The sequence below is a fragment of the Patulibacter ginsengiterrae genome, from assembly GCF_056269115.1.
Genome location: NZ_JBWDOG010000002.1, coordinates 103444 through 127166 on the forward strand (window position 1 = coordinate 103444; position 23723 = coordinate 127166).

Annotated in this window: 23 protein-coding genes and 1 tRNA gene; 10 read left to right on the top strand and 14 right to left on the bottom strand. The window is 74.4% G+C overall.

Annotation, left to right across the window (positions count from 1 at the left end):
• Positions 1 to 78 precede the first annotated feature (78 nt).
• The gene (locus ACVUH9_RS03910) at positions 79 to 1005 is read right to left on the bottom strand and encodes a LysR family transcriptional regulator (protein ID WP_475754138.1); all 927 of its coding nucleotides are present in this window, start codon (positions 1003 to 1005) and stop codon (positions 79 to 81) included.
• Positions 1006 to 1098: 93 nt separating this feature from the next.
• Here ACVUH9_RS03910 and ACVUH9_RS03915 point away from each other — a divergent pair, with 93 nt between their 5' ends.
• On the top strand, positions 1099 to 2268 hold the full coding sequence (locus ACVUH9_RS03915; RefSeq protein WP_475754140.1) for an MFS transporter: 1170 nt from the start codon (positions 1099 to 1101) through the stop codon (positions 2266 to 2268).
• Between the two features lie 76 nt (positions 2269 to 2344).
• Here the strand turns inward: ACVUH9_RS03915 and ACVUH9_RS03920 are convergent, their stop codons facing one another.
• The 3 genes from ACVUH9_RS03920 to ACVUH9_RS03930 all read right to left on the bottom strand — a co-directional run bounded on the left by ACVUH9_RS03920 (position 2345) and on the right by ACVUH9_RS03930 (position 4537).
• On the bottom strand, positions 2345 to 2614 hold the full coding sequence (locus ACVUH9_RS03920; protein ID WP_475754142.1) for a hypothetical protein: 270 nt from the start codon (positions 2612 to 2614) through the stop codon (positions 2345 to 2347).
• A complete protein-coding gene (locus tag ACVUH9_RS03925; protein ID WP_475754144.1) occupies positions 2614 to 3489 on the bottom strand; it encodes a hypothetical protein in 876 nt (291 codons plus the stop codon). The genes ACVUH9_RS03920 and ACVUH9_RS03925 overlap by 1 nt, the downstream gene beginning before the upstream one ends.
• A 64-nt stretch (positions 3490 to 3553) precedes the next feature.
• Complete coding sequence (locus ACVUH9_RS03930) at positions 3554 to 4537, bottom strand: zinc-binding dehydrogenase (protein ID WP_475754146.1); 984 nt, start codon at positions 4535 to 4537, stop codon at positions 3554 to 3556.
• A gap of 86 nt (positions 4538 to 4623) precedes the next feature.
• Between ACVUH9_RS03930 and ACVUH9_RS03935 the strand changes: the two genes are divergently transcribed.
• Both ACVUH9_RS03935 and ACVUH9_RS03940 read left to right on the top strand, forming a co-directional pair.
• Positions 4624 to 6657 (top strand): MDR family MFS transporter, encoded by a 2034-nt coding sequence (locus ACVUH9_RS03935; protein ID WP_475754147.1) that lies wholly within the window; start codon positions 4624 to 4626, stop codon positions 6655 to 6657.
• Positions 6658 to 6774: 117 nt separating this feature from the next.
• Complete coding sequence (locus ACVUH9_RS03940) at positions 6775 to 7605, top strand: methyltransferase domain-containing protein (RefSeq protein ID WP_475754149.1); 831 nt, start codon at positions 6775 to 6777, stop codon at positions 7603 to 7605.
• Positions 7606 to 7989: 384 nt separating this feature from the next.
• On the opposite strand, the gene ACVUH9_RS03945 is transcribed toward ACVUH9_RS03940, so the two are convergent.
• From ACVUH9_RS03945 to ACVUH9_RS03965, 5 genes are all read right to left on the bottom strand, one after another.
• Positions 7990 to 8292: a hypothetical protein gene (locus ACVUH9_RS03945; RefSeq protein ID WP_475754150.1), complete on the bottom strand. Its 303-nt coding sequence runs from the start codon at positions 8290 to 8292 to the stop codon at positions 7990 to 7992.
• Between the two features lie 47 nt (positions 8293 to 8339).
• Positions 8340 to 8582: a hypothetical protein gene (locus tag ACVUH9_RS03950; RefSeq protein WP_475754152.1), complete on the bottom strand. Its 243-nt coding sequence runs from the start codon at positions 8580 to 8582 to the stop codon at positions 8340 to 8342.
• 146 nt (positions 8583 to 8728) lie between these two features.
• A tRNA-Met gene (locus tag ACVUH9_RS03955) sits at positions 8729 to 8802 on the bottom strand.
• Positions 8764 to 10518, bottom strand: a complete 1755-nt coding sequence (locus ACVUH9_RS03960; RefSeq protein WP_475755072.1) for a PH domain-containing protein — start codon at positions 10516 to 10518, stop codon at positions 8764 to 8766. The genes ACVUH9_RS03955 and ACVUH9_RS03960 overlap by 39 nt, the downstream gene beginning before the upstream one ends.
• A complete protein-coding gene (locus tag ACVUH9_RS03965; RefSeq protein ID WP_475754154.1) occupies positions 10508 to 11035 on the bottom strand; it encodes a PH domain-containing protein in 528 nt (175 codons plus the stop codon). Before ACVUH9_RS03965 ends, ACVUH9_RS03960 begins: the two co-directional genes overlap by 11 nt.
• 297 nt (positions 11036 to 11332) lie before the next feature.
• Between ACVUH9_RS03965 and ACVUH9_RS03970 the strand changes: the two genes are divergently transcribed.
• Positions 11333 to 12352: a hypothetical protein gene (locus ACVUH9_RS03970; RefSeq protein ID WP_475754156.1), complete on the top strand. Its 1020-nt coding sequence runs from the start codon at positions 11333 to 11335 to the stop codon at positions 12350 to 12352.
• Positions 12353 to 12377: 25 nt separating this feature from the next.
• Here ACVUH9_RS03970 and ACVUH9_RS03975 read toward each other — a convergent pair whose 3' ends face one another.
• Positions 12378 to 13469 carry an asparaginase domain-containing protein gene (locus ACVUH9_RS03975; protein WP_475754158.1) on the bottom strand — a complete coding sequence of 364 codons (1092 nt, stop codon included), beginning with the start codon at positions 13467 to 13469 and terminating at the stop codon, positions 12378 to 12380.
• Positions 13470 to 13604: 135 nt separating this feature from the next.
• Here ACVUH9_RS03975 and ACVUH9_RS03980 point away from each other — a divergent pair, with 135 nt between their 5' ends.
• From ACVUH9_RS03980 to ACVUH9_RS04005, 6 genes are all read left to right on the top strand, one after another.
• Positions 13605 to 13976 (top strand): hypothetical protein, encoded by a 372-nt coding sequence (locus ACVUH9_RS03980; protein ID WP_475754159.1) that lies wholly within the window; start codon positions 13605 to 13607, stop codon positions 13974 to 13976.
• 22 nt (positions 13977 to 13998) lie between these two features.
• The gene (locus ACVUH9_RS03985) at positions 13999 to 14655 is read left to right on the top strand and encodes an MBL fold metallo-hydrolase (protein WP_475754161.1); all 657 of its coding nucleotides are present in this window, start codon (positions 13999 to 14001) and stop codon (positions 14653 to 14655) included.
• The gene (hisS, locus tag ACVUH9_RS03990; protein WP_475754163.1) at positions 14652 to 15908 is read left to right on the top strand and encodes a histidine--tRNA ligase; all 1257 of its coding nucleotides are present in this window, start codon (positions 14652 to 14654) and stop codon (positions 15906 to 15908) included. The genes ACVUH9_RS03985 and hisS overlap by 4 nt, the downstream gene beginning before the upstream one ends.
• A gap of 177 nt (positions 15909 to 16085) precedes the next feature.
• Positions 16086 to 17996 carry an aspartate--tRNA ligase gene (aspS, locus tag ACVUH9_RS03995; RefSeq protein WP_475754165.1) on the top strand — a complete coding sequence of 637 codons (1911 nt, stop codon included), beginning with the start codon at positions 16086 to 16088 and terminating at the stop codon, positions 17994 to 17996.
• Between the two features lie 72 nt (positions 17997 to 18068).
• Positions 18069 to 18710 carry an RNA polymerase sigma factor gene (locus tag ACVUH9_RS04000; protein WP_475754167.1) on the top strand — a complete coding sequence of 214 codons (642 nt, stop codon included), beginning with the start codon at positions 18069 to 18071 and terminating at the stop codon, positions 18708 to 18710.
• On the top strand, positions 18707 to 19873 hold the full coding sequence (locus tag ACVUH9_RS04005) for a hypothetical protein (protein ID WP_475754169.1): 1167 nt from the start codon (positions 18707 to 18709) through the stop codon (positions 19871 to 19873). Before ACVUH9_RS04000 ends, ACVUH9_RS04005 begins: the two co-directional genes overlap by 4 nt.
• A 251-nt stretch (positions 19874 to 20124) precedes the next feature.
• Here ACVUH9_RS04005 and ACVUH9_RS04010 read toward each other — a convergent pair whose 3' ends face one another.
• The 4 genes from ACVUH9_RS04010 to ACVUH9_RS04025 all read right to left on the bottom strand — a co-directional run bounded on the left by ACVUH9_RS04010 (position 20125) and on the right by ACVUH9_RS04025 (position 23668).
• A complete protein-coding gene (locus ACVUH9_RS04010) occupies positions 20125 to 21105 on the bottom strand; it encodes a hypothetical protein (RefSeq protein WP_475754171.1) in 981 nt (326 codons plus the stop codon).
• Positions 21102 to 21443, bottom strand: coding sequence for a GntR family transcriptional regulator (locus ACVUH9_RS04015; RefSeq protein WP_475754173.1), 342 nt, complete (start codon positions 21441 to 21443; stop codon positions 21102 to 21104). The genes ACVUH9_RS04010 and ACVUH9_RS04015 overlap by 4 nt, the downstream gene beginning before the upstream one ends.
• Positions 21444 to 21611: 168 nt before the next feature.
• Entirely contained in the window at positions 21612 to 22313 is a 702-nt protein-coding gene (locus tag ACVUH9_RS04020) for a TetR/AcrR family transcriptional regulator (protein ID WP_475754175.1), read from the bottom strand.
• Positions 22314 to 22354: 41 nt separating this feature from the next.
• Entirely contained in the window at positions 22355 to 23668 is a 1314-nt protein-coding gene (locus tag ACVUH9_RS04025; RefSeq protein WP_475754177.1) for an esterase/lipase family protein, read from the bottom strand.
• Positions 23669 to 23723: the final 55 nt, after the last annotated feature.

The following is a 23723-nucleotide window of genomic DNA, read 5'->3' on the forward strand; positions in this document are numbered from 1 at the left end:
CCCACCGTACGTGGTGGCCGACGGGTTGTGAAACACCCTCTCGGCCCCGGATCGACAACGAACGCGTTGTGGGTGTCGTCAGCCGATCCCGGCCTCGATCGTGGCGACGAGGTCGCGGTGCTCGTCGCGGACGGCGCGGGCGACGGCGAGGAACGAGCGTACGAGCGGGCCGTCCTCGCCGGCCCGCCAGCCGAGCACCAGGACCGACGGCGGGAGGTCGGAGATCGGCACGTAGACGATCCCCGGGTGGGGGGTGAAGCGGGCGGCCGCGGCCGGGGTCACCATGATCCCGATGCCCGCCGCGACGACGTCGATCTCCTCGGTATGGGAGCTGGTCTGCATCGAGATCGGGGCGCGGCTGCCGGCCCGGTAGCGGTCGAGCGTCCAGTGGGCCTGCCACGCCTCGTCGGCGGTCCGGCCGACGACGATCGGCTCGCCGAGCAGGTCCTGGACCGTGACCGACTCGCACGCCGCGAGCCGGTGGGTGCGGGCGACGGCGACCAGCAGCGGCTCCCGGACCAGCGGCTCGAGCACGAGGTCGTCGCCGCTGAACGGGGGCCGGGTCAGCGCGACGTCGGCCCACCCGGAGACGAGGCCGGCGGACGGCTCCTCGAACCCGAACTCGCGCAGCTCGAGCGCGACGTCCGGGTGGCTGGCGCGGAAGGCGTCGAGGATCGGGCTGGTCAGCTCGAGCGCGGCGCCGGGCTGGAAGCCGAGCTTGAGGGTGCCGGTCTCCCCGCGGGCGAGCCGGCCCGCCCGGTCGACCCCGGCGTCGAGCGCGTCGAGCGCGGTGCGGGCGGCTTCGAGGAAGGCGGCGCCGGCGGGGGTCAGGGCGACCCGCCGGGTGGTCCGGTCGAGCAGCCGCACGTCGAGGCGCTGCTCGAGGTCGCGGATCTGCCGGCTGAGTGCCTGCTGGGCGACGAACAGCCGGGCCGCGGCGCGGGTGAAGTGCAGCTCCTCGGCGAGGACGACGAACGACCGCAGCTGACGGGTGGAGAGATCCACAACGCGGCCAGTGTAGGTGACGTCGGACTCCGCTGTTGTACGCAGCAGCCACGTTCCCCTACCGTCTTGCGACGGCACCGAGCGAGAGACTGCATGACGACCACAACGATCACCCGTCCAGGGGCCGCGCGCTGGCTCCCGGTGGCGGCCTACGCCGGGGTCGCCGGCGTCAACCAGACCCTCTGGCTGACGTTCGCCCCGATCACCACCGCCAGCGCCGAGCACTACGGCGTCTCGGAGAGCGCGATCGGCTGGCTCGCCCAGATCTACCCGCTGCTCTACGTGCTGCTGGCGATCCCGGCGGGGCTGCTGCTCGACCGCTGGTTCCGGCCGGCATTGGCGGCGGGCGCCGCGTTGACCGCGCTCGGGGCGGTCCTGCGGCTCGGGGGCGACACGTTCGCCTGGGCGATGCTCGGGCAGGTCGTCGCGGGGGTCGCCCAGCCGCTGGTCCTCAACGCGGTCGCGAAGCTGGCGACGGGGACCCTGAGCGCGCCCGACCGGGCGACCGGGATCGCGATCGGCTCGGCCGGACTGGTCGCCGGCCAGCTGCTCGGGCTGCTGCTGGGCCCGCTGCTGGGCAGCGCCTCGTCGCTGAGCACGCTGCTCGTGGTCGAGGCGGTCGTCGCCTGCGCGGCCGCGGGGCTGCTGCTCGTCGTCCTCCGGCGCCCGATCGCCGGGACCGACCTGGCCGTGCTCGGCGGCTCGCCGCTGCGGGAGGTCTGGGGCGATCCGCTGATCCGGCGGCTGGCGGCGGTGACCTTCGTCGGCTTCGGCGTCTTCATCGCCCTGACCACCTGGCTGCAGGCGCTGCTGGAGCCGTACGGCGTCTCCGACGACGCGGCCGGCGCGATGCTGGTGGCGATGCTCGTGGTCGGGATCGGGACGACCGCGGCGACGCCGGCGCTGGTGATCCGGCGTGGGCGAGAGGGACGGTTCCTGCCCGCGGTGCTGGCGGTCGCGGCGATCGGCGCGGTCCTGCTCGGGGCGATCACCGGCGCGGTGATCAACGCGATCACCGTGGTCGTCGTCGGCGCCCTGCTCGTGTCGGCGCTGCCGGTGATCTTCGAGCTGACCGAGCGCCGGGCCGGTGCGGCGGGCGGCAGCGCGGTGGCGATCATGTGGCTGGCCGGCAACCTCGGCGGGCTGCTGGTGGCGGTCGTCGTCGGTGGCCTGCTCGACCACCGACTGGCCGCGTTCCTGGTGATGGCGGTGGTGGCGGTCGCCGGGCTGCCGGTGGCGCGGGGGCTGCGGCGGGAGGCCTAGCGGCTGCGGGACGAACGTCGGTCGGGTCGCGGGACGGGGTCGGGGCAGACTCCGGCGACCCGCGCCGCGACCCGGCTCAGCGCAGGTCGGCGCGGCAGCGGTAGACGATCGTGACGTCGGCGCTCGTCGCCTCGCTGTCGCCCTCGACGGTCGCCGCGAGCTCCTCGACCAGCTCGTAGACGAGGTGGTCGGGCGCGTCGGGCTCCTCGATCAGCAGCCGGGCGTAGAACTGCTCCCCGGGCGCCGGCAGCTGGACGAACGGCAGCCGGTGGGCGAGCAGGTGGGTCTCGCCGTCGAACGGGCCGCCGATGAAGCGGGCGTTGACGGGATCGGTCTCGATCGCCATCAGACCGCCGTCCACAGCGCGTCGTTGCCGAGGCCGCTGCGGCGAGCGCGGCCGGTGCCCGCCAGCTCGAGCAGCCGCGCCTCGGCGTCGGCGCGGTCGGGGCCGCTGTGCGGCGCGGCGAGGATTGCGGCGACCTCCTGGGTGGTCAGGCCGTGACCGAACGCGACCAGCGCCTCGTACGGATCCTCCGGAGCGCCAGTCCGGGCGAGGCCCTGGTCGAGGTTGGCCACGATCGCGTCGTAGACCGCGAGCGACTGGAACCCGCCGGCCTCGAGCCGCTGTCCGTCGGCGGTCGCGAACCGCAGGCTCGGGGCGGTGTAGCGGGTCTCGTCGCCCGAGCCGGAGGTCTTGCCCTGGGCGGCGGTCGCGGAACCGGCCGCGGAACGGGTCTCGGCCCGGTCCCGCTGGTAGGCCGCCTCGGTCTCGGGGTCCTCGATCGCGGCGATCACCGCGTCGGCGTCGAGGCCGGGGACGGTGGCGAGCGCGGCGCGCAGCGCGGCGTCCTCGTCGAGCGTCGCCGCGGAGCAGAACCAGCCGAACTGGAGCGCCCGCAGCGCATCCCAGAAGCGGTCGGGCTGCTGGAGGCGGACGGCGACGAGCGCCCGGCAGGCGCGGCCCGAGGTCAGCATCCGGTCGCGCGGGGCCGCACCGACGGGCATCCCGTAGCGGCGGCCGAAGCCGGCGGCCGACTGCGCCGCCCGGGTCGGCGTGAACCCCGGCATCTTCGACGGCTCGCCCGCCTCGGAGAGCCCGATCAGGACCGCCCGCCAGCGGAGGCCGTTGCCGTAGCGCCAGCGCAGCGCCGTCAGGTCGGGGGTCGACGAGTACCCGAACGGGCACGAGGGATCGATGTGGAAGGTCACGTCGAGCGGCATGCGGTCACCGGGTCGTGGAGGACGGGCACCGGTGATGGTCGCCGATCGCGGGCGTCGTGCGCGCCTACGGCACCAGCACGGTCTTGCCGATCGTCCCGCGCGTGACCAGCGCCGTGTGGGCGGCCGCGGCGTCGCGAAGCGCGAACGGCTCGTTGACGAGCGGCACCAGCCAGCCGTCGCGGGCGGCCGCGAGCGATTCCTCCTCGAGCCCGCGGAGCCCGCCGGGCCGCTCGAGCATCGCCGGTCCGAGCGCCGACGTCACCGTCAGGCCCAGGGGGTAGAGGTCCTCCGCGGTCAGCGCGGTCAGCTCGCCGGACGACCAGCCGACGATCACCAGCCGCCCCCGTGGACCGAGCAGCTGGAGCGCGCTGCGGCCGACGGGGCCTCCGACGCTGTCGTAGGCCGCGGTCAGGCGACGGTCGCCGAGCGCCTCGCGGACGGTCGTCGGCCAGTCGGGATCGGTGTAGTCGACGGCGACCTGGGCGCCGAGGTCGCGGACGAGCTGGACCTTGCGCGCCCCGCCCGCGAGCCCGACGACGAAGGCCCCGGCGTGGAGCGCGGCTTGCACGAGCAGGTTGCCGATGCCCCCGGCCGCGGCGGTCACGAGCAGGACGTCGTCGGCGCGGATCGGGGCCGCGTCGAGGATCGCGATCGTCGTCCGCCCGGTGCCGATCATCGCGACCGCGGTCTGGTCGTCGAGCTGGTCGGGCAGCTCGTGGAGGCGGTCGGCGTCGGCGACCGCGCGCTCGGCGTAGCCGCTGCTGGCGACGCCCAGGTGGACGACGACCCGGCGGCCGAGCCAACGGCCCGGGACCCCGGGGCCGAGCGCGTCGACGACCCCGGCGACCTCGCGGCCGGGGATCGCCGGCAGCTCGGGCAGCGGGAACGGGCCGCCCGAGGCCCCGGAGCGGATCGTGGCGTCGATCAGGTGGACCCCGATCGCCCGGACCTCGATCCCGACCTGGCCCGGGCCGGGGACGGGGTCGTCGACCTGCTCGTAGCGGAGGTTCTCGGCCGGACCGAACTCGTGAAGGCGGATGGCGTGCATCGGTCGACCGTACGAGTTCAAGCGCGGTTGAAGTCAAGGGGGAAGACGCTGTCGACTGACGCCGATTCGGTTGGTAGCGTCGCTCGATGGCGACCACGCTGCCCACCGCGGACGAGGAGCCGACGGAACCGACGGAGCGGACCGGCGCCGGGCTCTACGCCGTGATCGGCGGGTTGATGCTCGTCACGCTGATGGCGGCGCTCGACAGCACGATCGTGTCGACCGCGCTGCCGACGATCGTCGGCGAGCTCGGTGGGCTCGAGCACATCTCGTGGGTCGTGACCGCCTACCTGCTCGCGCAGACCGTGGTCACGCCGCTCTACGGCAAGCTCGGCGACCTCTACGGACGCAAGCGCGTGCTCCAGGTCGGGCTGGTGATCTTCCTGATCGGCTCGGTGCTCTGCGGGCAAGCCGACTCGATGACCGAGCTGATCGTGTTCCGGGCGATCCAGGGGCTTGGCGGCGGGGGCCTGATGGTCAGCGCGCAGGCCGCCATCGGCGACGTCGTCTCGCCCCGCCAGCGCGGGCGCTACTCGGGCCTGTTCGGGGCGGTCTTCGGCGTCGCGACGGTGATCGGGCCGCTGATCGGCGGCTTCCTCACCGGCCAGGTCTCGTGGCGCTGGATCTTCTACGTCAACCTGCCGGTCGGGCTGATCGCGGCGGTCGTGCTGGCCCGGACCCTGCCGGCGGCGAGCGCGCGCCGCAGCCACACGATCGACTACCTCGGGACGGGGCTGCTCGCCGCGGGCCTGATCGCGCTGGTCCTGTTGACGACGCTCGGCGGGCACCAGTACGCGTGGGGCTCGGCCACGATCGTCGGGCTCGGCGTGATCGCGGTCGTGACGCTGACGCTGTTCGCGTTCGCCGAGCGGCGCGCGGTCGAGCCGATCCTGCCGCCGGAGCTGTGGCGCAATCGCGTCTTCGTCGTGACCAGCGGGATCGGCTTCATCGTCGGCTTCGCGTTGTTCGGCTCGACGACCTACCTGCCGCTGTTCCAGCAGGTGGTGCGCGGGCTCACGCCGACGGAGTCCGGGCTCGCCCTGCTGCCGCTGATGGGCGGCCTGCTCGTCGCGTCGATCGGCTCCGGCCAGATCATCGCCCGGACCGGCCGCTACAAGATCTTCCCGATCCTCGGCGGAGCCCTGCTCGCGGTCGGGCTGTTCCTGCTCTCGACCGTCTCGCCGACGACCACGACGCTGGCGATGTCGCTGGAGATGGTGCTCGTCGGGCTCGGCCTCGGCTGCACGATGCAGGTCCTGGTGCTCGCCGTCCAGAACGCGGTCAGCTACGGGCAGCTCGGGGTGGCGACGTCCGGGGCGACGCTCTTCCGGCTGATCGGCGGCTCGCTCGGGACGGCGGTCCTCGGCGCGATCTTCAGCGCGCAGCTCTCGCACCACCTGACCGACAGCCTGCCCGGAGGGGCGGCGGCGGGTGCCGCCGGGTCGGGCGAGATCGACCCGAAGCAGGTCGCGTCGCTGCCGCCGGAGATCAAGCAGCCGTTCCTCCAGGCCTATACCGACTCGCTCGACACCGTCTTCCTGGTCGCGGCGGTCGTCGCGGTGCTGGCGTTCGCGCTGGCCTGGTTCGTCAAGGAGCTGCCGCTGCGCGACACCGTCGACACCAGCGGGATCGGCGAGGCGTTCGCGGCACCGGCGGAGAGCGACTCGCTGAGCCAGATCGCCACGGCGCTCAGCCGGATCGTCGGTCGCGACCGCACCAAGGCCTTCCTCGTCCGGGTCGCCGACGACGCCGGGGTGGAGCTGGGGCCCGCGGCCTGCTGGATGCTGCTGCGCCACGTCGAGACCCCGGGCCTCACGATCGCGGTGCTCCAGTCGCGGCTGCGAGAGCCGCTGCCGGAGGGCGTCTTCGAGGCGGCGCGCGACGAGCTGGTCGAGGCGGGCTACGCGACCGTCGACGGGGAGCCGGACGACCCCGACCCGCCGATCACGGTGACCCCGGCGGGGATCGCGGTCCACGACCAGCTCCGGACCCAGGCGCGGGACCGGCTCCGGCAGCTGCTGGAGGGCTGGTCGCCGGAGCAGTACCCCGAGCTCGAGCGGCTGCTGACGCGGCTGGCCGGCGACTACGCCGACCGGGAGCCGGAGGCCGAGCGGGCCTGAGCAACGGACGTCACGGGGGGCTGCGGGGCGAGGTCCGACCGCGGTGGCGGCGGCTGCCCGGCGGCGTCTCCGGCCGTCGCGGAGACGGCGTACTTGCCTCTGGAAGACTGCGGAGCGATGTCTGGCGCGGCACAGATCTGGGAAGGCGTTGCGGAGGCCTGGGGGCGCCACGCCGACGCGGTCGACGAACACCTTGCGGGGGCGACCACGCGGTTGCTGGATGCGGCCCAGATCGCCCGCGGCGACGTGGTGATCGACCTGGCCACGGGGCCCGGGGGCGCGGGTCTGGCGGCGGTCGAGCGGGTCGGGTCGTCCGGCCGGGTCGTGCTGGCGGACGTGGCGGTGGAGATGGTCGCGGTCGCGGCCCGGCGGGCGGGGGGCCACCCGTCGGTGCGGACGGTCGTCTGCGACCAGGCGGCGATCGCTTCCCGTGACGCGCGCTTCGACGCGGCGATCAGTCGCCACGGCCTGATGTTCGCCGCGGATCCGGTCGCGGCGGTGCGGGAGGTGGTGCGGGTCCTGCGGCCCGGTGGCCGCTACGCCGCGGCGACCTGGGACCGGCGCGAGGCCAACCCCTGGATCGGCCTGATCCTCGACGCGGTCGGCCAGCAGTTCGGCGTCGAGTTCCCGCCTCCGGGCATCGCCGGCCCGTTCTCGCTCGACGATCCCGAGCTGCTGGCCACGGTGCTGCGGGACGGCGGCCTCGAGGACGTCGAGGTCGAGACGGTCGCGGCGCCGATGCGGATGGCCTCGCTCGAGGCGTGGTGGGAGCGGGTCCCTGAGCTCGCGGGGCCGTTGGGCAACGCGCTGGCGGGGATGGAGGCCGACGTCCGCGACGCGATCCGGGAGCGCGCGCTGGCGTCCGCAGCCGGATACGTGCGGCAGGACGGGGACGGGATCGTGCTCGACGGCTCGGTCCTGATCGGCTCGGGACGGCGGCCGGAGTAGGGCCCGTCGCTCAGCGCGGCGAGAGCGGGCGGGCGGCGGCCGGAGTGGGCGGGCGGAGCGGGCGGTCGCCCGTCGTCGGCGGGACAGGCGATGCTTTCCGACGCCGAGGGACGATTGCTCCGTGGCTTCTGGAGTCAGGATGCGTCGGGCTCGGCGCTCTGGAGTCATCTTGCGTCGGATAGCGACGCAGAATGACTCCAGGGCAACTCGGGCGACGCATCCTGACTCCTGTAGCCCTGTCCGGCCCGTCCGCCGTGCAGCCGTTCCCGGTTGCCGCCGGCCGCGTCTGGCGCCGCGCTCTTCCCATCGCTCTTCGCGTCGCCCGGCGGGCTTCGGGCACTCCGGGCTCGGCCCCGACCGGAACGACGTCCCTGGTCCTTGCCGCTAGACCACGGGCCCGTCGGTCAGCGCGGCGAGGGCGGCTGCGGCCCGCTGCTGGGCGTCGTCGCCGGAGATCGTCCGGATCTCCGGCCCGTCCTCGCCGACGACGGGGACCTTGGTGGCGATCTCGGCGAGGCCGGCGATCGCGGCCTCGAGGTTGAGGAACTCCGACCAGCGGTGGGCGAGCCGCCGGTGCTGCTCCCGCTCGTCCTCGGCGAGCGTCTCCCACTGCTTGCCGTAGGCGTCGGCGCTGATCCGCGCGGCGTGCTCGCGGGCCTTGTCGAGGACGTCCTGCGTCGAGTTCATGCGACCTAGTGTCGCGGGCGGGGGAGACGCGGTGGGGCCGGGGCGGTTCAGGCCTCGTCGCCCGAGCCGTCCTTGCAGCGGTACACCAGGGTCTCGCTGCCCTCGGCGGCCTGCAGCTCGTAGACCAGGTGGTCCGGGGCGTCCGGGGCGATCGCGTGCAGCCGCGCGAAGAACCGCTCGTCCGGTCCCGGCACCTGCACGAACGGCAGGCTGTGGGCGAGCACGTGCGTCTCGCCGGCCAGCGGTCCGCCGACGAAGCGCGCGTTGACGGGTTCGGGCTTCAGCTCCATCGGGCCCATGGTGCCAGAGGGGCGCGGGGTGGTCGGTGGCGACCCTCCGACGGGGAGTCGTCCACCGTGGAGGTGGAGAACCCATCGCGAAGCACGAGGAGGCCCGAGAACGACGAAAGCCCTGGAAATTCCAGGGCTTTCAGGGATGCCGGAGGAGGGACTCGAACCCCCGACACGCGGATTATGATTCCGCTGCTCTAACCGACTGAGCTACTCCGGCGGGGGCGCTGCAGTCTAGCGATCGGCGACGAATGACGGCGTGCTGGAGGGCCGAGGCCGTCTGGACGTCGAGCTGACGGGCGATTGCGTGGTGCCCGGTCGCGAGCACGACGTCGAACGCGGCGAGCCCGGCACGCCGCTGGAAGGGGGTCGTCCGGACCATCGCGTGCTGGATCCGCGCGGGGCGCAGCAACATCGTCGTGCGGGCGAGGCCCTGCCAGCGGACGGTCAGCGTGGCGCCGGTCTGGTGCCAGCCGGCTCCCCGCCAACGAGCGTCGCCGTAGGCCGCGGCGATCGCCAGCGGGAGCAGGGCGAGGAGCCGCCACCCGTCGGGCAGCCAGATCACGGCCGCGGCGGCGGGCACCAGCGCGATCAGGAGCGGTTGCGTCCAGTAGCGGCGGCGGGCGCGGGCGGGCGGACGCTGGAGCGCCTCCGACGGCCAGGCGAGCTCGGGGACGATCCGGGCCAGCAGCGCGGGCACCTGGTCGCGGTGGACGAGCGGAACGAGCGTCCGCTGGGTGGTGTCGTCGTCGCGGTAGCCGGCGACCTCGACCTGGATCGTCGCGTAGCCCAGGGGCCGCCGCAGCAGGCCCTCGACGACGCGCACGCCGTGGATCCGGTCGATCGGCACCGATCCGGTGCGCTCGGTCAGCAGGCCGCGCCGGATCCGCAACCGCTGCTCGTCGCGGACGACGGTGAACCCGGAGAAGGCGAGCACGGTCCCGGCGACCGCGACGATCGCGGCGACGAGCAGCGCGACCACGACGAGCACGGCGACGGTGGTCGCGTCGGCCGCGGTGAGCGTGTCCTCCGCCTGGCGGGCGAAGCGGTTGGGGAGGAGCTCGCGGGCCTGCGAGGCGAGCGCGCCGACGGCGACCACGACGATCCCGAGCTGGGGGCCGGTCAGAGCGGCGACGAACAGCTCGCGCGGCGTGATCGCGTAGACGGTGGTGCCGGCGCGGTCGGCGTCGTTCGTGGACGCTCCGCCGTTACCGGGAGGCCGCGCGTCGGGGTCGGCGCCTGAATTCGCAGGCGGTCCGGTGGCGAGCGGGGCGGCGGGAGCCCGGGATGAGGGGGAACCGCCCTCGAAGCCACCTTCGCCGGTCCCGGCGATCCCCGTCTCGGCCTGCGCCTGGTCGACCGGCGGCGCGACCGCCGCCGCGTGCCCGACCGCCGCCCGCAGCCGCTCGGCGGCGGCGAACGTCACGGTCTCCAGCTCGATCTCGGCCTTCTTGTCGCCGCCGGCGGTCTGGACCTCGACCGAGACGAGGCCGAACATCCGCTGGACGAGGCCGCGGCTGGTGTCGAGCGCCGAGATCCGGGAGGCGGGGATCACCCGCTCCGAGCGCTTGACCAACCCCCGCCGGAGATGCAGCGCGCCGTCGACGACCGAGTAGCGGGTGACGTACCACTCGCTCGCGGTCAGGGCGAGCGCCGCGACGAGCACCACGACGACCAGTGCGACCGCGAGCGGCAGGCTGATCCGGCTGGAGAGCGCGATCGTCAGCGCCACGATCGCGGGGAAGAGCGCGCGGCCGAGCTTGGCGATCCCGATCAGCAGGTACGCCGGGTGCAGCCGCTGTTCGCCGAGGGCGACAACGCGCTCGGCCGTCCCGCGATCGCGTTCGGTGATCCCAGGCCGTTCCGTGATCCCATGCCGGGGTTCGGTGGGGCCATCTTCAGGCTCAGGAGCTGCGGGTCCAGGATCAGAGGTCATCGGGCACGCGCGCGAGCTCGGCGACCTGGAGCCGGATCCGCTCGGCCTCGTCGCGGTCGAGGGCCGGGATCTTGAGCGAGCCGGCCGCCGTGTGCAGCTCGATCTCGGCGAGCCGCAGGCGGTCGGCGATCGGCCCGCGGTGAAGGTCGACGTGCTGGACGCGGACCATCGGGACGACCGTCCGGGTGACGACGACGAAGCCGTGGTGGAGGTCGACCTCCTCGTCCCCGATCGCGTACCACCAGATCCGCCGCCGGATCGGGGGCACGACGACGATCGCCCCGATCGCCCCGGCCCAGGCGACGACGGCGATCGCGATCCGGAGCCCGGCGGTCACGGCATCGATGCCGAAGGGGCCGAGCGCCAGGACGGCGGTGATCACGGCGGCGAGCGGGAGCGCGATCAGCGCCAGCTCGATCCGCCAGTAGGCGACCGCGCGGGGCGAGAGCCGCTGCTGGGCGAGATCGCCGGGCAGCGGTGCGGCCGCGGCCGTCGGTGTCGCGTCCTCGTCGGCCATGCCCGCACCCTATGCGGCGCGAACGGCCGACGGGAGCCGGCCCGATCGGGCGTCCGGATCCACGTCGGTTGGCGATCGTTCGAAGAACCCGAAGAGTGGGCGACGGATGCGCGTGAGGACGTTCGTCCGGCGGGTCGTTGGCGATCGTTCGGAGAACCCGAACGATCCGCGAGGGGTGGTGGCGACGGTCGCTGGTCCGGCGCGGGGCCGAACGACCCAAGCGACGGCGACGGCGGGCCGCGATGCGGGGACCCATGTCACCCGGTTGGCGCTCGGCCGTCGGCTAGCGTCCTCCTCATGGCCGATCCCGCCGACGCGCCCCGGACCGAGAGGCCCACTCCCCGGCCGGTCGACGCCGCCGCCCGGCGGGCGGGGCGGACCGCAGCACCGAGCGCCGCCACCACCGGCCCACCGCTGGAGCACGTCGCCGACGTCCCGATCCTGATCGCGGTCCCGAACGTCAGCGAAGGCCGCGACCGGGCGGCGGTCGACGCGATCGGTGCGGCCTACGTCCGCGGCGGCGCACGTCTGCTCGACACTCACAGCGACCCCGACCACCACCGGTCGGTCCACACCCTCGCCGGCCGCCCCGGCGAGCTGGCGCCGGCGCTGGCCGCGGGGGCGGAGGAGACGATCGCCCGGATCGACCTCCGCCGTCCGCGAGGGATCCACCCGCACGTCGGGGCGCTCGACGTCTGCCCGGTCGTCTTCCTCGACCCGGAGCGGCGCGGGGTCGCGAGCCTCGAGGCGCTGGTCGCCGGGGAGCTGCTCGGGAGGCTCGGCCTGCCGGTCTTCCTCTACGGGGACCTCGGGGGCGGGCAGACCCGAGCGGACCTCCGCCGCGGCGGCGTCCAGGTGCTGGCCGCGCGACTCGCCTCCGGTGAGCTCCATGCCGACTTCGGGCCGCAGCAGCTGCACCCGACCGCGGGGGCGGTGCTCGTCGGAGCGCGTCCGCCGTTGCTCGCCTTCAACATCGAGTTGGCGGCCCCGGCCGACGTCGACGACGCCCGCCGGATCGCCCAGCTGGTGCGCGAAGGCGGGAAGGAGGGTCTGGCCGGGGTCCGGGCGATCGGCCTGGCGCTGGAGCACCCCGACGGAATCGCCACCGGGGCCCCGGTCGCCCAGGTCTCCTGCAACGTCGAGGACCACCGGGCCGTCGCGCTCGCGACCCTGGTCGCCGCCGTCGCCCGCCACGCCGACATCGCCGCGACCGAGGTCGTCGGGCTGCCCCCCGCGGAGGCGTTCGAGGGCTTCCCGTCGGCGCTGCCGGTCCGCCGGCGCCGAACGCTGGAAGCAGCGCTCGGCGCCGACGGGTAGGACGCGGCCCGGCCTAGGAGCCGGTCTAGGTCCGGTTGAGCGCGCCGCGCCGCGGCGGGCGGCGGCCGACCAGGGCGATCTCGCCCGCCACCGCCCGGCGCATCAGCGCCCGGGTCCGCTCCGGCTGGCCGCCGGTGACCGCCAGCGCCCACATCAGCTTGACCGTCGCCGCGTGGCTGAGGACGCCGGGCAGGAAGGTGATCCCCGCGGCGGTCAGGACCGGCAGCGACGGGTAGTACGAGCCGGCGACCTCGGGGGCAGCCGCGACCGTGGCGACGACGACGCCGCCGCGAGCGGTCACGAAGCGGGCGAAGCGCGACAGCGACGCGTCGTCGTCGCCGGTCGGGCCGGTCGCGCAGGGGTACAGCTCGGCGACGACCCCGAGCAGGCCCCCGGCCACGATCGCGGCCTCGAGCGCGGCGAACGGCAGACCGGGGTGGACCCGCAGCTCGAGCACGCGGGGGTCGAACGCGGTCCGGGTCGGGACCGGCCCGATCGGCTGCGGCAACGGCCACGGCACCAGCTGCCGCAACCGGCCCGCCTCGACGACGGCGACCGGTCCGCCGTTGGGGGAGACGAACGCCTGGCCCGAGGCCCGTTCCTTGCGCACGCGGGTACCGAGATGGACGAGTGCGTCGGCGTCGGCGCTCCCGGCGAAGACGAGGTAGGTGCCGGGCTGGAGCGTCCGCAGTGCGATCAGCGCCGACTGGACGTTGTTGCGGGCGTCGCTTTCGGGATCGTCCGGCGGCAGGTTGCTGCCGGTCAGGGCGATCGGCACCTCGAGGTCGGCCAGCGAGTAGGCGAGCGCGGCGGCCGAGTAGGCCATCGTGTCGGAGCCGTGGAGGATGCAGATCGCCTCGGCACCGCGGGCGACGAGCCGCCGGCAGGCGTCGCCGATCCGCTGCCAGTCCTCGGGGCGGGCCTCCTCGGAGTGCAGCTCGACCGGCCGCTCGACGTAGAGCTGGTGCGCGCCGAAGGCCGCGAGTGGGCCGGACAGCCAGCCGGGCATCGCGCTCGCGTTCGACCCCCGGACGAGCCGGACGATCTCCGCGTCGGCGAGGCTGGTGGATCCGACCGTCCCCCCGGTCAGGACGAGTCCGAGGCGGTGGCGGGACATCTCCGCCAGAGTACGCGAGCGTGAGCTCGGGCCCCGCACGGCCGCGCCCAGCGGGTCGGCCCCGCCGAGCGCCGGGGACCCACCCCGGGCAGGGGCCGAGGTGGGCGGAGACGGTGGGCTACCCTCTATGTGCCTATGGCACGACCGACGAAGCGCCGCACCAAGCACCGCGGCAACGCCGCCGGGATGATCGAATCCCGCGGTGTCACCAGCTCCCGCAGCAGTTCAGCGAAGAACGGCAAGGCGCCCGAGAGGGGCCGGAACGACCCGCGTCTGCGCGAGCCGACCTGGCGCTCGGCGTTCATCCGGGCGCTGTTCGCGGCCGGCATCTTCGCGCTCGTGATGGTCACGATGATGAAGGGCAACCCGATCGGCGTCGTCCTGACCTCGGTGGTGCTGCTGGGGATCTACACCCCCTTCGGCTTCTACTTCGACCGCTTCCTGTGGCGTCGCCGGATGGCCAAGCTGACCGGCACGCAACCGCCCGCCAAGGGCAAGCGGCCCTAGCCCCCGCGCGAGGAGGATTCCGATGGACGTCCGCATGTACACCGTCGGCATGATCCAGGAGAACACCTTCCTGGTCAGCCGCAAGGGCGGCACCGAGGCCGTGATCGTCGATCCCGGCGAAGAGGCCCCGAAGCTGCTCGCCGCGATCGAGGAGCACGGCCTGACGCTCGTCGGGATCCTGATCACGCATACCCACTTCGACCACATCGGCGCGGTGGCGGACCTCCACGACGCGACCGGAGCCGAGGTCTGGTGCCCGGCGGGCGAGGTCGAGACCCTGCGCGACCCGAACGCCGTGATGCGCTGGGAGGGCTTCGGGCCCTTCCGCGGCTACGACCCCGAGCACCTGGTCAAGGGTGGCGACGTCGTCTCGCTGGCCGGCTTCGACTTCCAGGTCGTCGCGACCCCGGGCCACAGCCCGGACCACGTCACCTACGCGCTGCCCGACGAGGGCGCGCTGTTCTCCGGCGACGTGCTCTTCCAGGGCTCGGTCGGCCGGACCGACCTGCCGGGCGCCGACCACGCGACGCTGATGCGCTCGATCGCGACGTTGCTGGAGCGGTTCGACGACGCGATCACCGTCTGCCCCGGGCACATGGGCGTCACCACCCTCGGCCAGGAGCGGCGTTCGAACCCGTTCGTGCTGGAGATCCTGGCCAACGGGCCGGGAGCCGCGTGAGCGGCGAGCGACGCGCGCTCCAGGCGCCGCGCGGTACCTACGACATCCTCCCCGACGAGTCCGCTCGCCGGCAGCGGATCGAGGACGTGGCCCGCCGGATCCTCGAGGGCGCCGGCTACCGCCGGATCGAGACCCCGACCTTCGAGTCGACCGACCTCTTCGCCCGTGGCGTCGGCAGCTCGACCGACGTGGTCCAGAAGGAGATGTACACCTTCGAGGACCGCGGCGAGCGCAGCCTGACCCTGCGTCCGGAGGGCACCGCCGGCGTCGCCCGCGCGTACCTCCAGCACGGCATGCACAAGCTGCCGCAGCCGGTCAAGCTCTGGTACTCGGGCCCGTTCTTCCGCTACGAGCGGGTCCAGGCCGGCCGTCAGCGGCAGTTCTCACAGCTGGGGATCGAGTCGCTCGGCAGCGACGATCCTTCGGTCGACGCCGAGGGGATCGTGCTGCTGGCCCGGATCCTCGACGAGCTGGGCGTGCCCGGCCTGCGGCTGCGGCTCGGCTCGCTCGGCAGCGTCGCCGGTCGCGAGGGCTACCGCGAGCTGCTCGTCGCCTACCTCCGGGAGCACGAGGAGCAGCTGTCGGAGGAGGTCCGCGAGCGGATCGACCTCAACCCGCTGCGGGCGTTCGACAGCGACCACCCCGGCACGCAGGAGGTCATGGCCGGCGCGCCGCTGCTGCTCGACCACCTGCCGGAGGACGACGCCGCGCACTTCGCCGAGGTCCGGGCCCTGCTCGACGAGGCCGGGGTCGCCTACGAGATCGACCCGACGCTGGTCCGCGGTCTCGACTACTACTCGCGGACGCTGTTCGAGTTCACCTCCGACGCGCTCGGCGCCCAGTCGGGTGTCGGCGGCGGCGGTCGCTACGACGGCCTGATCGACCTGATCGGGGGTCCGGCGACGCCCGGCTTCGGCTGGGGCGCGGGGATCGAGCGGCTGCTGCTCGCCCAGGCGACCGCCGATGGTGACGGGGACGAGAGCCTCGCCCCGCCGTGCGACCTCTACGTGGTCTGGACCGAGGGTCAGCGGCGGGCCGCCTTCGGGCTCGTCGACGCTGCCGCCCGCGAGGGTCTGGCCGCGCGCCTCGACCAGGCGCCGGGACGCGGACTCAAGGGCCAGCTGCGCCGCGCCTCGCGGGCCGACGCCCGCGCGATCGTGGTCCTCGACGGGGACGAGATCCGGGTCGAGCAGGGCGGCGATCGCCGCACGGTCGCCACGGTCGCCGAGGCCCTGGCCGCGATCAGCGGCTGAGGGCCGGCGGCGGCCCCACGAGGGCCGTCGCGGGCGGGCTCTCCCGCCCGTCGGCCGGGGCCGGCTGCGCCGACTCCGGGGCTGGTCGTCCAGCGCGTACGGACGGGTGACGGCCCGGACCGCGGAGATCGGCGGGCGGCCGGTACCGTGCTGGGCATGACTGCCTCGGAGCCGACCGTGTCCTCTACCTCCGTCTCCGACGCGCGCAATGCCCGGATCGCGGAGCTCGTCCGCGACACCGTCGGCGCCGCTCCGGTCCACGCCAACCGCTTCCGCTCGACCTGGGCCGGTCTGCTCGGTGACGACCAGGTCGGCGAGACGCTGCGTGTAGCCGGCTGGGTCCATCGCCGGCGTGACCACGGCGGCCTGATCTTCGTCGACCTGCGCGACCGCTCCGGCCTGCTGCAGGTCGTCTTCGACCCCGACACCTGCGGCCCGGAGGCGTTCGCCGCCGCCGAGCGCCTGCGCAGCGAGCACGTGATCTCGGTCGAGGGCGAGCTGACCGGCCGCGGCGCCGAGCACGTCAACCCGAAGATGCGCACCGGCACGGTCGAGCTGCGGTGCGCCACGCTCGACACCCTCGCCGAGGCCGAGACCCCCGCCTTCGCCGTCGACGAGGACGGCCCGCTCGACGAGCTGACCCGCCTGCGCAACCGCGTGATCGACCTCCGCCGCGAGGGCACCCGCGACGCGATCCTGCTCCGCAGCCGGATCGTCCGCGAGATCCGCGACGCGATGGAGGAGGAGGGCTTCCTCGACATCGAGACGCCGTACCTGACCCGCTCGACGCCCGAGGGCGCGCGCGACTTCCTGGTCCCGTCGCGACTCCAGGCCGGCTCGTTCTACGCGCTGCCGCAGTCGCCGCAGCTCTTCAAGCAGCTGTTCATGGTCGCCGGCTTCGAGCGCTATTACCAGATCGTGCGCTGCTTCCGCGACGAGGACCTGCGCGCCGACCGTCAGCCCGAGTTCACCCAGCTCGATGCCGAGCTGAGCTTCGTCGACGAGGACGACGTGATCGGGACCTTCGAGCGCGTGATGGCCCGCGCGTTCGTGGCCGGCGGGCTCGAGGTCGCCGCCCCGGCCTGGGAGCGGATGGGCTACGACGAGGCGCTGCTGCGCTACGGCAACGACCGCCCCGACCGGCGCTTCGGGCTCGAGATCCAGGAGCTGTCCGCGGCCCTGAGCACGACCGAGTTCAAGGTCTTCGCGGGCACGCTCGCCTCCGGCGGCGTGGTCCGCGGGATCAACGCGGGTGGCCTGACCGTTCCCCGCAAGCAGCTCGACGAGCTGACCGAGATCGCCAAGAAGGCCGGCGCCGGCGGGCTGGTCTGGGGCTTCGTCGAGCCCGACGGCTCGTGGCGCTCGCCGATCGCGAAGTTCCTCACGCCCGAGGAGATCGAGGCGATCAAGACGACGCTCTCGGCGTCGCCCGGCGACCTGCTGCTGATCGTCGCCGACAAGGCCCCGACGGCGGCCAACGTGCTCGGCACGCTGCGGCTGGAGCTGGCCGATCGCTTCGACCTGCGCGAGAACCGCAACGACGTGCTCTGGATCGTCGACTTCCCGTCGTTCGAGCGCTCGAGCGACGGCTCCCGCTGGGACGCCGTCCACCATCCCTTCACCCAGCCGTGCGCGCCGGGCGGGGGAGCGGTCACCGCCGAGGACCTCGCTCCGGGCGGGGCCTACGGCGAGGGTGGCGAGCACGGCCCGGGTGCCCTCCACAGCCGCGCCTACGACCTGGTCGTCAACGGCTGGGAGGTCGGTGGCGGCTCGATCCGCATCAACCGGGTCGAGCAGCAGCGCGCGGTCCTCGACCTGCTCGGGTTCACGCCCGAGGACGCCCAGGAGCAGTTCGGCTTCCTGCTCGACGGGCTCAAGGCCGGCGCTCCGCCGCACGGCGGGATCGCCTTCGGGATCGACCGGCTCGCCGCGCTCTGCGCCCACAAGGACTCGCTGCGCGACGTGATCGCGTTCCCGAAGACCGCCTCCGGCGGCGACCCGCTGACGGGGGCCCCGGCCCCGGTCGACGCGAAGCAGCTGGGCGACCTCGGCCTCAAGTCGACGATCGAGCTGCCGCCGGCCGTCTGAGTCGCGCGGTGGGGCGGCGAGCCGAGATCGCCGCCGCCGGTAAGCCTGGGCGGGAGCCGGACAGATAGAGGTGTGCCCGCCACCCGCCCAGCGATCGCCGTCCGGCGCGACGACGGCTCGTCGTCCGTCTCCGCCAGCGGGGTCGTCCCGGAGACCTCCGTGGCGCCGACGGCGAGTCGCGAGTGGTTCGAGGACCTCTACCGGCGCCACGCCGGCGCCGTCCTCTCCTACGGCCGTCGCCGGACCGACGACCTCCAGAGCGCCCAGGACGTGCTGGCCGAGACGTTCCTGGTCGCGTGGCGCCGGCGGGATGCGGTGCCCGTCGACGCGCTGCCGTGGCTCTACGCCGTCGCCGGGCACGTGCTTCGCAACCAGCGTCGCAGCGAACGGCGCCAGCTCGCCGTCGGCGACCGCCTGATCCGCGAGCGGGAGTGGGAGGTCGTCGCCTCCGACGAGCCGGCCGGCGACGACGACGGCGATTCGGGGGTCCTGCAGGCGCTCGCCGCGCTCCGCCCGATCGACCGCGAGGTGCTGCTGCTGGTGGCCTGGGAGGAGCTGGACCCGGCGCGCGCAGCGCGAGCGGCCGGTTGCTCGCGGGCGACCTTCCACGTGCGGCTGCACCGGGCCCGCAAGCGCTTCGTGCAAGCGCTCGCCGAGCAGGGGCACGAGCTGCCGCCGGCCTTCCGTACCACCGACGAGGGGAACCGCGCATGACCTCCGAACACGAGCAGCACGATCCGTTCGCGCGGTTGCGTGATGCTGATCCCGCCGCCGAGCCCGTGGCCCTGCCGTCGATCGCCCCACTGCTGGAGCGGTTGGACGCGATCGGCACGGAAAGCGCCCGGCCGACTCCGCCGCGAGCCGGCCGTCCTGCGTCGTCACCAGGGAATCCCCGTGCGGCCGCGACCGGTCGCGCCGCTCGCGGTGGCCGTCGCCGAGGGCAGCTGGGCGCCATCCTGGCGGTCACGGTGATGGTGCTCGCGGCGGCGCTGGGGGCGGTCGGCCTGGTCGGCCGGGGCCCGGGCGGGCTTGACGTCGTCGCTCGGGCCCGTGCCGCGCTGGCGACCAACGGGGAGATCCTGCACGTCGCGACGCGCTACGAGCAGCACCTCCGCCGCGGTGGCCGTCCGGACCGGGCCCTCGGCGGCGGGCACCGGCGGGTCAGCAGGGTGGTGATCCGCGGCGAGCGCTGGAGCGTCGACGATCCTCTCCGATTCCGGATCAGGCGGCAGGTCGTCGAGGGCTTCACGGACGCCGAGGCGGCACCGGTCTATGAGGAGGACTACGCCGGTCGCCGGTTCCGATCGACGAGCCCGGAGAACGGGGAGTTGCGGGTGGCCGTCGTTCCCGGCCGGCTGGCATCGGTCCTGGCCGAGCATCGGTTGACCGTCAGCGCGATGACGGGCTCGGGCCCGCTCGGGAGTGACCCGGTCCGCACGATCGAGCGGATGCTCGACAACGGCCTGGTCGAGGCCGCCGGGGAGCGGGAGCTGGGCGGCCGTCGGCTCCTGCGGCTGGTCTACCGGCCGCGGCCGGGGGACGGCGCCCACGGGACGTTCATGCGTGGCACGGCCGACGGGACCTTCGCCGGCGCCTCGTTCCCCATCGAGTACCTGGTCGATGCGACGACCTACGAGCCGGTGCGGATCCGCTACGACGATGGCCCGGCGCGACGGGGCCGCGGGGGCCGGAACGCCGCCGACGGCTCGGTGGGGACGACGATCACCTTCGAGGCCTACGAGCGGCTTCCGTTGACCCCGGAGAACGAGCGCCTGCTGCGGATCGACCCGTCCGGACTGCGGGTGGTGCGCGACGGCAGCATGGTCGCCGGCGACGCCCGCCGCCGCCCGGCGCGGTCGACCGACGGTCGCCGCTGAGCGGGGCGGATCGGGCGCGGGGGACGAGGGCGGCCGAGAGGGGGAGACCGGGGGCGGCTGGAAGCGGGACGGGACGACGACGGGCGGGCGAGGGCGGGTGGTGGAGTCACTCTGCGTCGGCCGTCACGAGGTGGAGTCATCTCGCGTCGCCATGCGGGGCAGAATGACTCCGGAAGCCGGCGGCCAGGGCAAGATGACTCCGGAGAGTGCGGGCGGATGGCACCTGGCGGCAATCCGCGTCGCTCCCGCCTCTACGCCGCCTCGCCCTCGCCGTGGTCCTCGGGAGTCGTCCCGTCCTGCGCCAGCAGGTCGCAGACGAGGCCCGCCGCGGTCGCCGCGTCATCGACGGTGACCACGAACCGGCGGCCGTCGTGCAGCTCGAGCAGCAGTCCCTCGCCGCGGCGGACGACGAGCGCGGTCGCACCGGGCACGGTCCGCCAACCCCAGCCGCCCCACTTCAACGGCTCGACCTCGGTCGCACGGGCCTCGACGATCGCGGACAGCGGGATCTGCCGCCGCGGGAGGGGCAGCCCGAGCCGGGCCGAGACGCCCCGGCCCGAGATGGTGACCCGGGTGCTGCCCACGGCGACCGCCACGATCATCAGGACCACCGCCGTGACCAACAGCGGGAGCGTCGGCCCCGGGCCCACGAGCCCGACGACGGCGAGCACGAGAGCGACACCACCGGTGGAGGCGATCAGCCACGGCGTCGCGACCGCGCGGCCGGTCCAGACGGCGCGCTCGTCGGGGGCGAGGCCGACCGTCGGCCGCGGGCCGGGTCCGTCGTCGGGGCTCGTCGGTCGGGTGACGGGGCGGTCGCGCTCGAACCGCTCGCCGAGCAGGACCAGCAGGCCGGCGAGGACCAGCGGTCCGAGCACCCCGAGCGCCGACAGGTCGTCGGCCTGCCGCCAGTCGGCGACGTCGAGGTTGGCCGCGATCGTCACCGCCGTGAGGCCGGCGAGCAGCCCGCCGAAGCCCAGCAGCCAGGGGGCGTAGAAGAGCCGCTGTGGACGGCGGCCGGCGGCCACGAGGACGATCCAGGCGAGCAGCCAAAGCCCGACCGTGACGATCGCGGCGGTGGTGCCGTCGCTGCTGCCGTCGGGGCCGCCGGTGCTCCAGTGGGTGGCGATCGTCGCCGGCAGGCGGTCGCCCAGCAGCAGGATCGGCAGGCCGATCGCGACCAGCACGAGCGCGGGGAGGACGAGGACGACGAGGGCACGGCGGGGGGTCATGCGGGGAGCCTTTCGATCAGGGAGAGCAGCTCACGTCGGCTGAGGCCGGCCCGTCGTGCCTCGGCCAGGAGCTGGACGGCGAGCTCGTGGACATCGGCCTGGCCGGCCGGGGCGTCGTCGCGGACGACCGCACCACGACCGCGACGGACGTCGATCAGCCCGTCCTCGCGGAGCAGCGCGTACGCCCGGAGGACGGTGTGGAGGTTGACGTCGATCGCGCCCGCCAACTCACGGGCGGGCGGGAGCCGCTCGCCGGGGCGCAGCTCACCGGTGGAGATCGCCCGGCGGATGGCTCCGGCGATCTGGTCGTAGAGCGGCCCCTCTCCGTCAGCTGGCAAGCGAATGAGCATAGTTCTAGAAGAACTATAACAATCGCGACGGAGCGCTCCGGCCCGGAGGGCGAGGCGAGGGATCGGCGGGGGACTCGGCCGCCGCGACGGGGGCCCGGGCCGTGGGCTGGCGCCGGGGGCGACGGCGGGCGCTCGGGCCGAGGCCCCGGGGCAACGCTAGGCGGCGTTCGGGCCGGGCGGGCCGGCGAGCGCGCGGATCCCGGGCAGGAACAGCGCCGAGATCCAGTCGACCAGCTCCTCGGGCGGGACGTCCTGATGCTCGCGCCACCAGTAGGCGAGGCCCTCGAAGGCGCCGTTGACGGCGTGGCCCATGGCGGCGACCCGCCAGGGGGCGAGGACGACGTCCAGCTCGGCCAGGGTCTCGCCCACGATCATCGTGATCAGGGCGCTCTGGGCCTGCCGGACCTGGACGATCGGCTCCGCCCCGGGGGCCGGGCCGGCGGTCAGGAGCAGGTCCCAGCCGCCGCCCTGCTCGGCGACGAACCGGAGGAAGGCGATCGCCCCGGACCGCAGTCGCTGCTCGGGGCCGTCTGCGGCGAGGGCCGCGGCCGAGACGACCTCGGCGAGCGCGCGTCCGGCCCGCTCGACGCAGGTCAGGTAGAGCGTCTGCTTGTTGCCGACGAGGTCGTAGACGACCGGCTTGGAGACCCCGGCACGGGCGGCGAGCTCGTCCATCGACGCCTGCTGGTAGCCGCGTTCGGCGAACAGCTCCTGAGCGAGCGTGAGGATCTGCTGCTCACGCACGTCGCGGGGGACGCGACCGCGGCGGTAGCCGTCGACGTCGCCCGGGGCGGCGGGTGCCGCCGGCGTCGCTGCGGCGTCGGGGGCCACGGGGGTGGGAGCGTCGGAAGGCGACATCGCTGCTGTCCATGGTGGCGCATGTCGCGGTCGGGTGGGGATCAGCTGGGGAGCTCGTCGGCGGTGGTGTCGAACAGGCCGCTGCCGGTGGTGTCGGCGGCGGGGAGCGCCGCGGTCGGCCGCAGCCATCGGCGGAGGTGCTCGTAGACCCGCGGATGGTGGAGCAGATCGAAGTGGTTGAGGCCGCCGAGCAGCACCACGTCGTCGTCCGGGAACGCGAGTCGGCGCTCGCCGCGGGCGCGGGCGGCGGCGCTGGTCGGCGTCACCAGCAGGTCGCCGACGACGGTCCGGGCCAGCCACGAGCCGGGATCCCGCGCGAGCGTGACGCCGACGGCGTGGTGCTGGACGCCGTCGAGCAGCGGCACGGCGGTGCCGCGCTCGCCCCACGGCCAGCGGTCGCTGCGGAGGGGCACGTCGTCGTGGACCAGCGAGCCGTCGCGCAGGTCGAGCACGCCGTCGCTGCGGAGGTCGAGCAGGTCGGCCACGATCCGCGTCTCGGGCAGCAGGCTCGTCGCCCACGCGGCGGTCGCGCTCGCCCGCTCGAGGTTCGCTCCCAGGTGCGGGGCGCCGAGGGTGACGACGTGCCGCAGGGGATCGATCCAGCGGTGGCCGGCGATCGCGCCCACGGCGCAGGCGCTGCGGCAGACGAGCCCGCCCATCGAGTGGCCGATCAGGACCAGCTCGCGGACGCCGCCGTCGGCGGGCCAGGCGGCGCACAGCCGCTCCAGCAGCGTGGCCAGCTCGGCCCCGTTGGCGGGGATCCGGCGCCCGCTGTTGTAGCGGAGAGTGACGACGTCGTAGCCGAGGTCGCGGCGGAGGCGTCGGGCGAACGAGCCGTCGGCGTCGTCCGCATCGGTCCGCCACGAGGCGTCGGTCAGGCAGAGGCCGTGGACGAGCACGACGACCCGGCCGCCGCTCAGCGGGAAGGCCCGCCGCAGGGCGGTCGGCGTCAGCGGCAGGTCGCGGCCGCCGTGGCGGAGGGTCATCGCCAGCTCCAGCGGATCGCCTTCGGCGGCGAAGCGCTCGCCGAAGGCACCGTTGAGCGCGCCGAGGACGGCGCCGCCGGTCGGATGGTCGGCCAGCGAGCGGGCCTCTGGTGGACCGATCAGGGAACCGGCTCGGGCGACCGCCTGGGCGCTCCGGACGCCGATTCCGCGCACCGTCGCGTAGATGCCGTCGGCGATCCGGTCGTGAAGCCAGGCGGTGGAGCCGGGGGCTCCCGCAGTCGCGCGTCCGACGGTCCCGAAGGCACGGGCGGCGATCGCCCGGTGGGTCCGCTGGACGTGGTCGACGGCGCCGCCGAACGCCACGGCCGCCGTCTCTCCTGCTGCTCGTACCTCGGTCCGCTGCACCACCGTCACCCCGTTCGTCCGCCCTTCAGTGCACAAGCGTACACCGAGGGGCGATGGG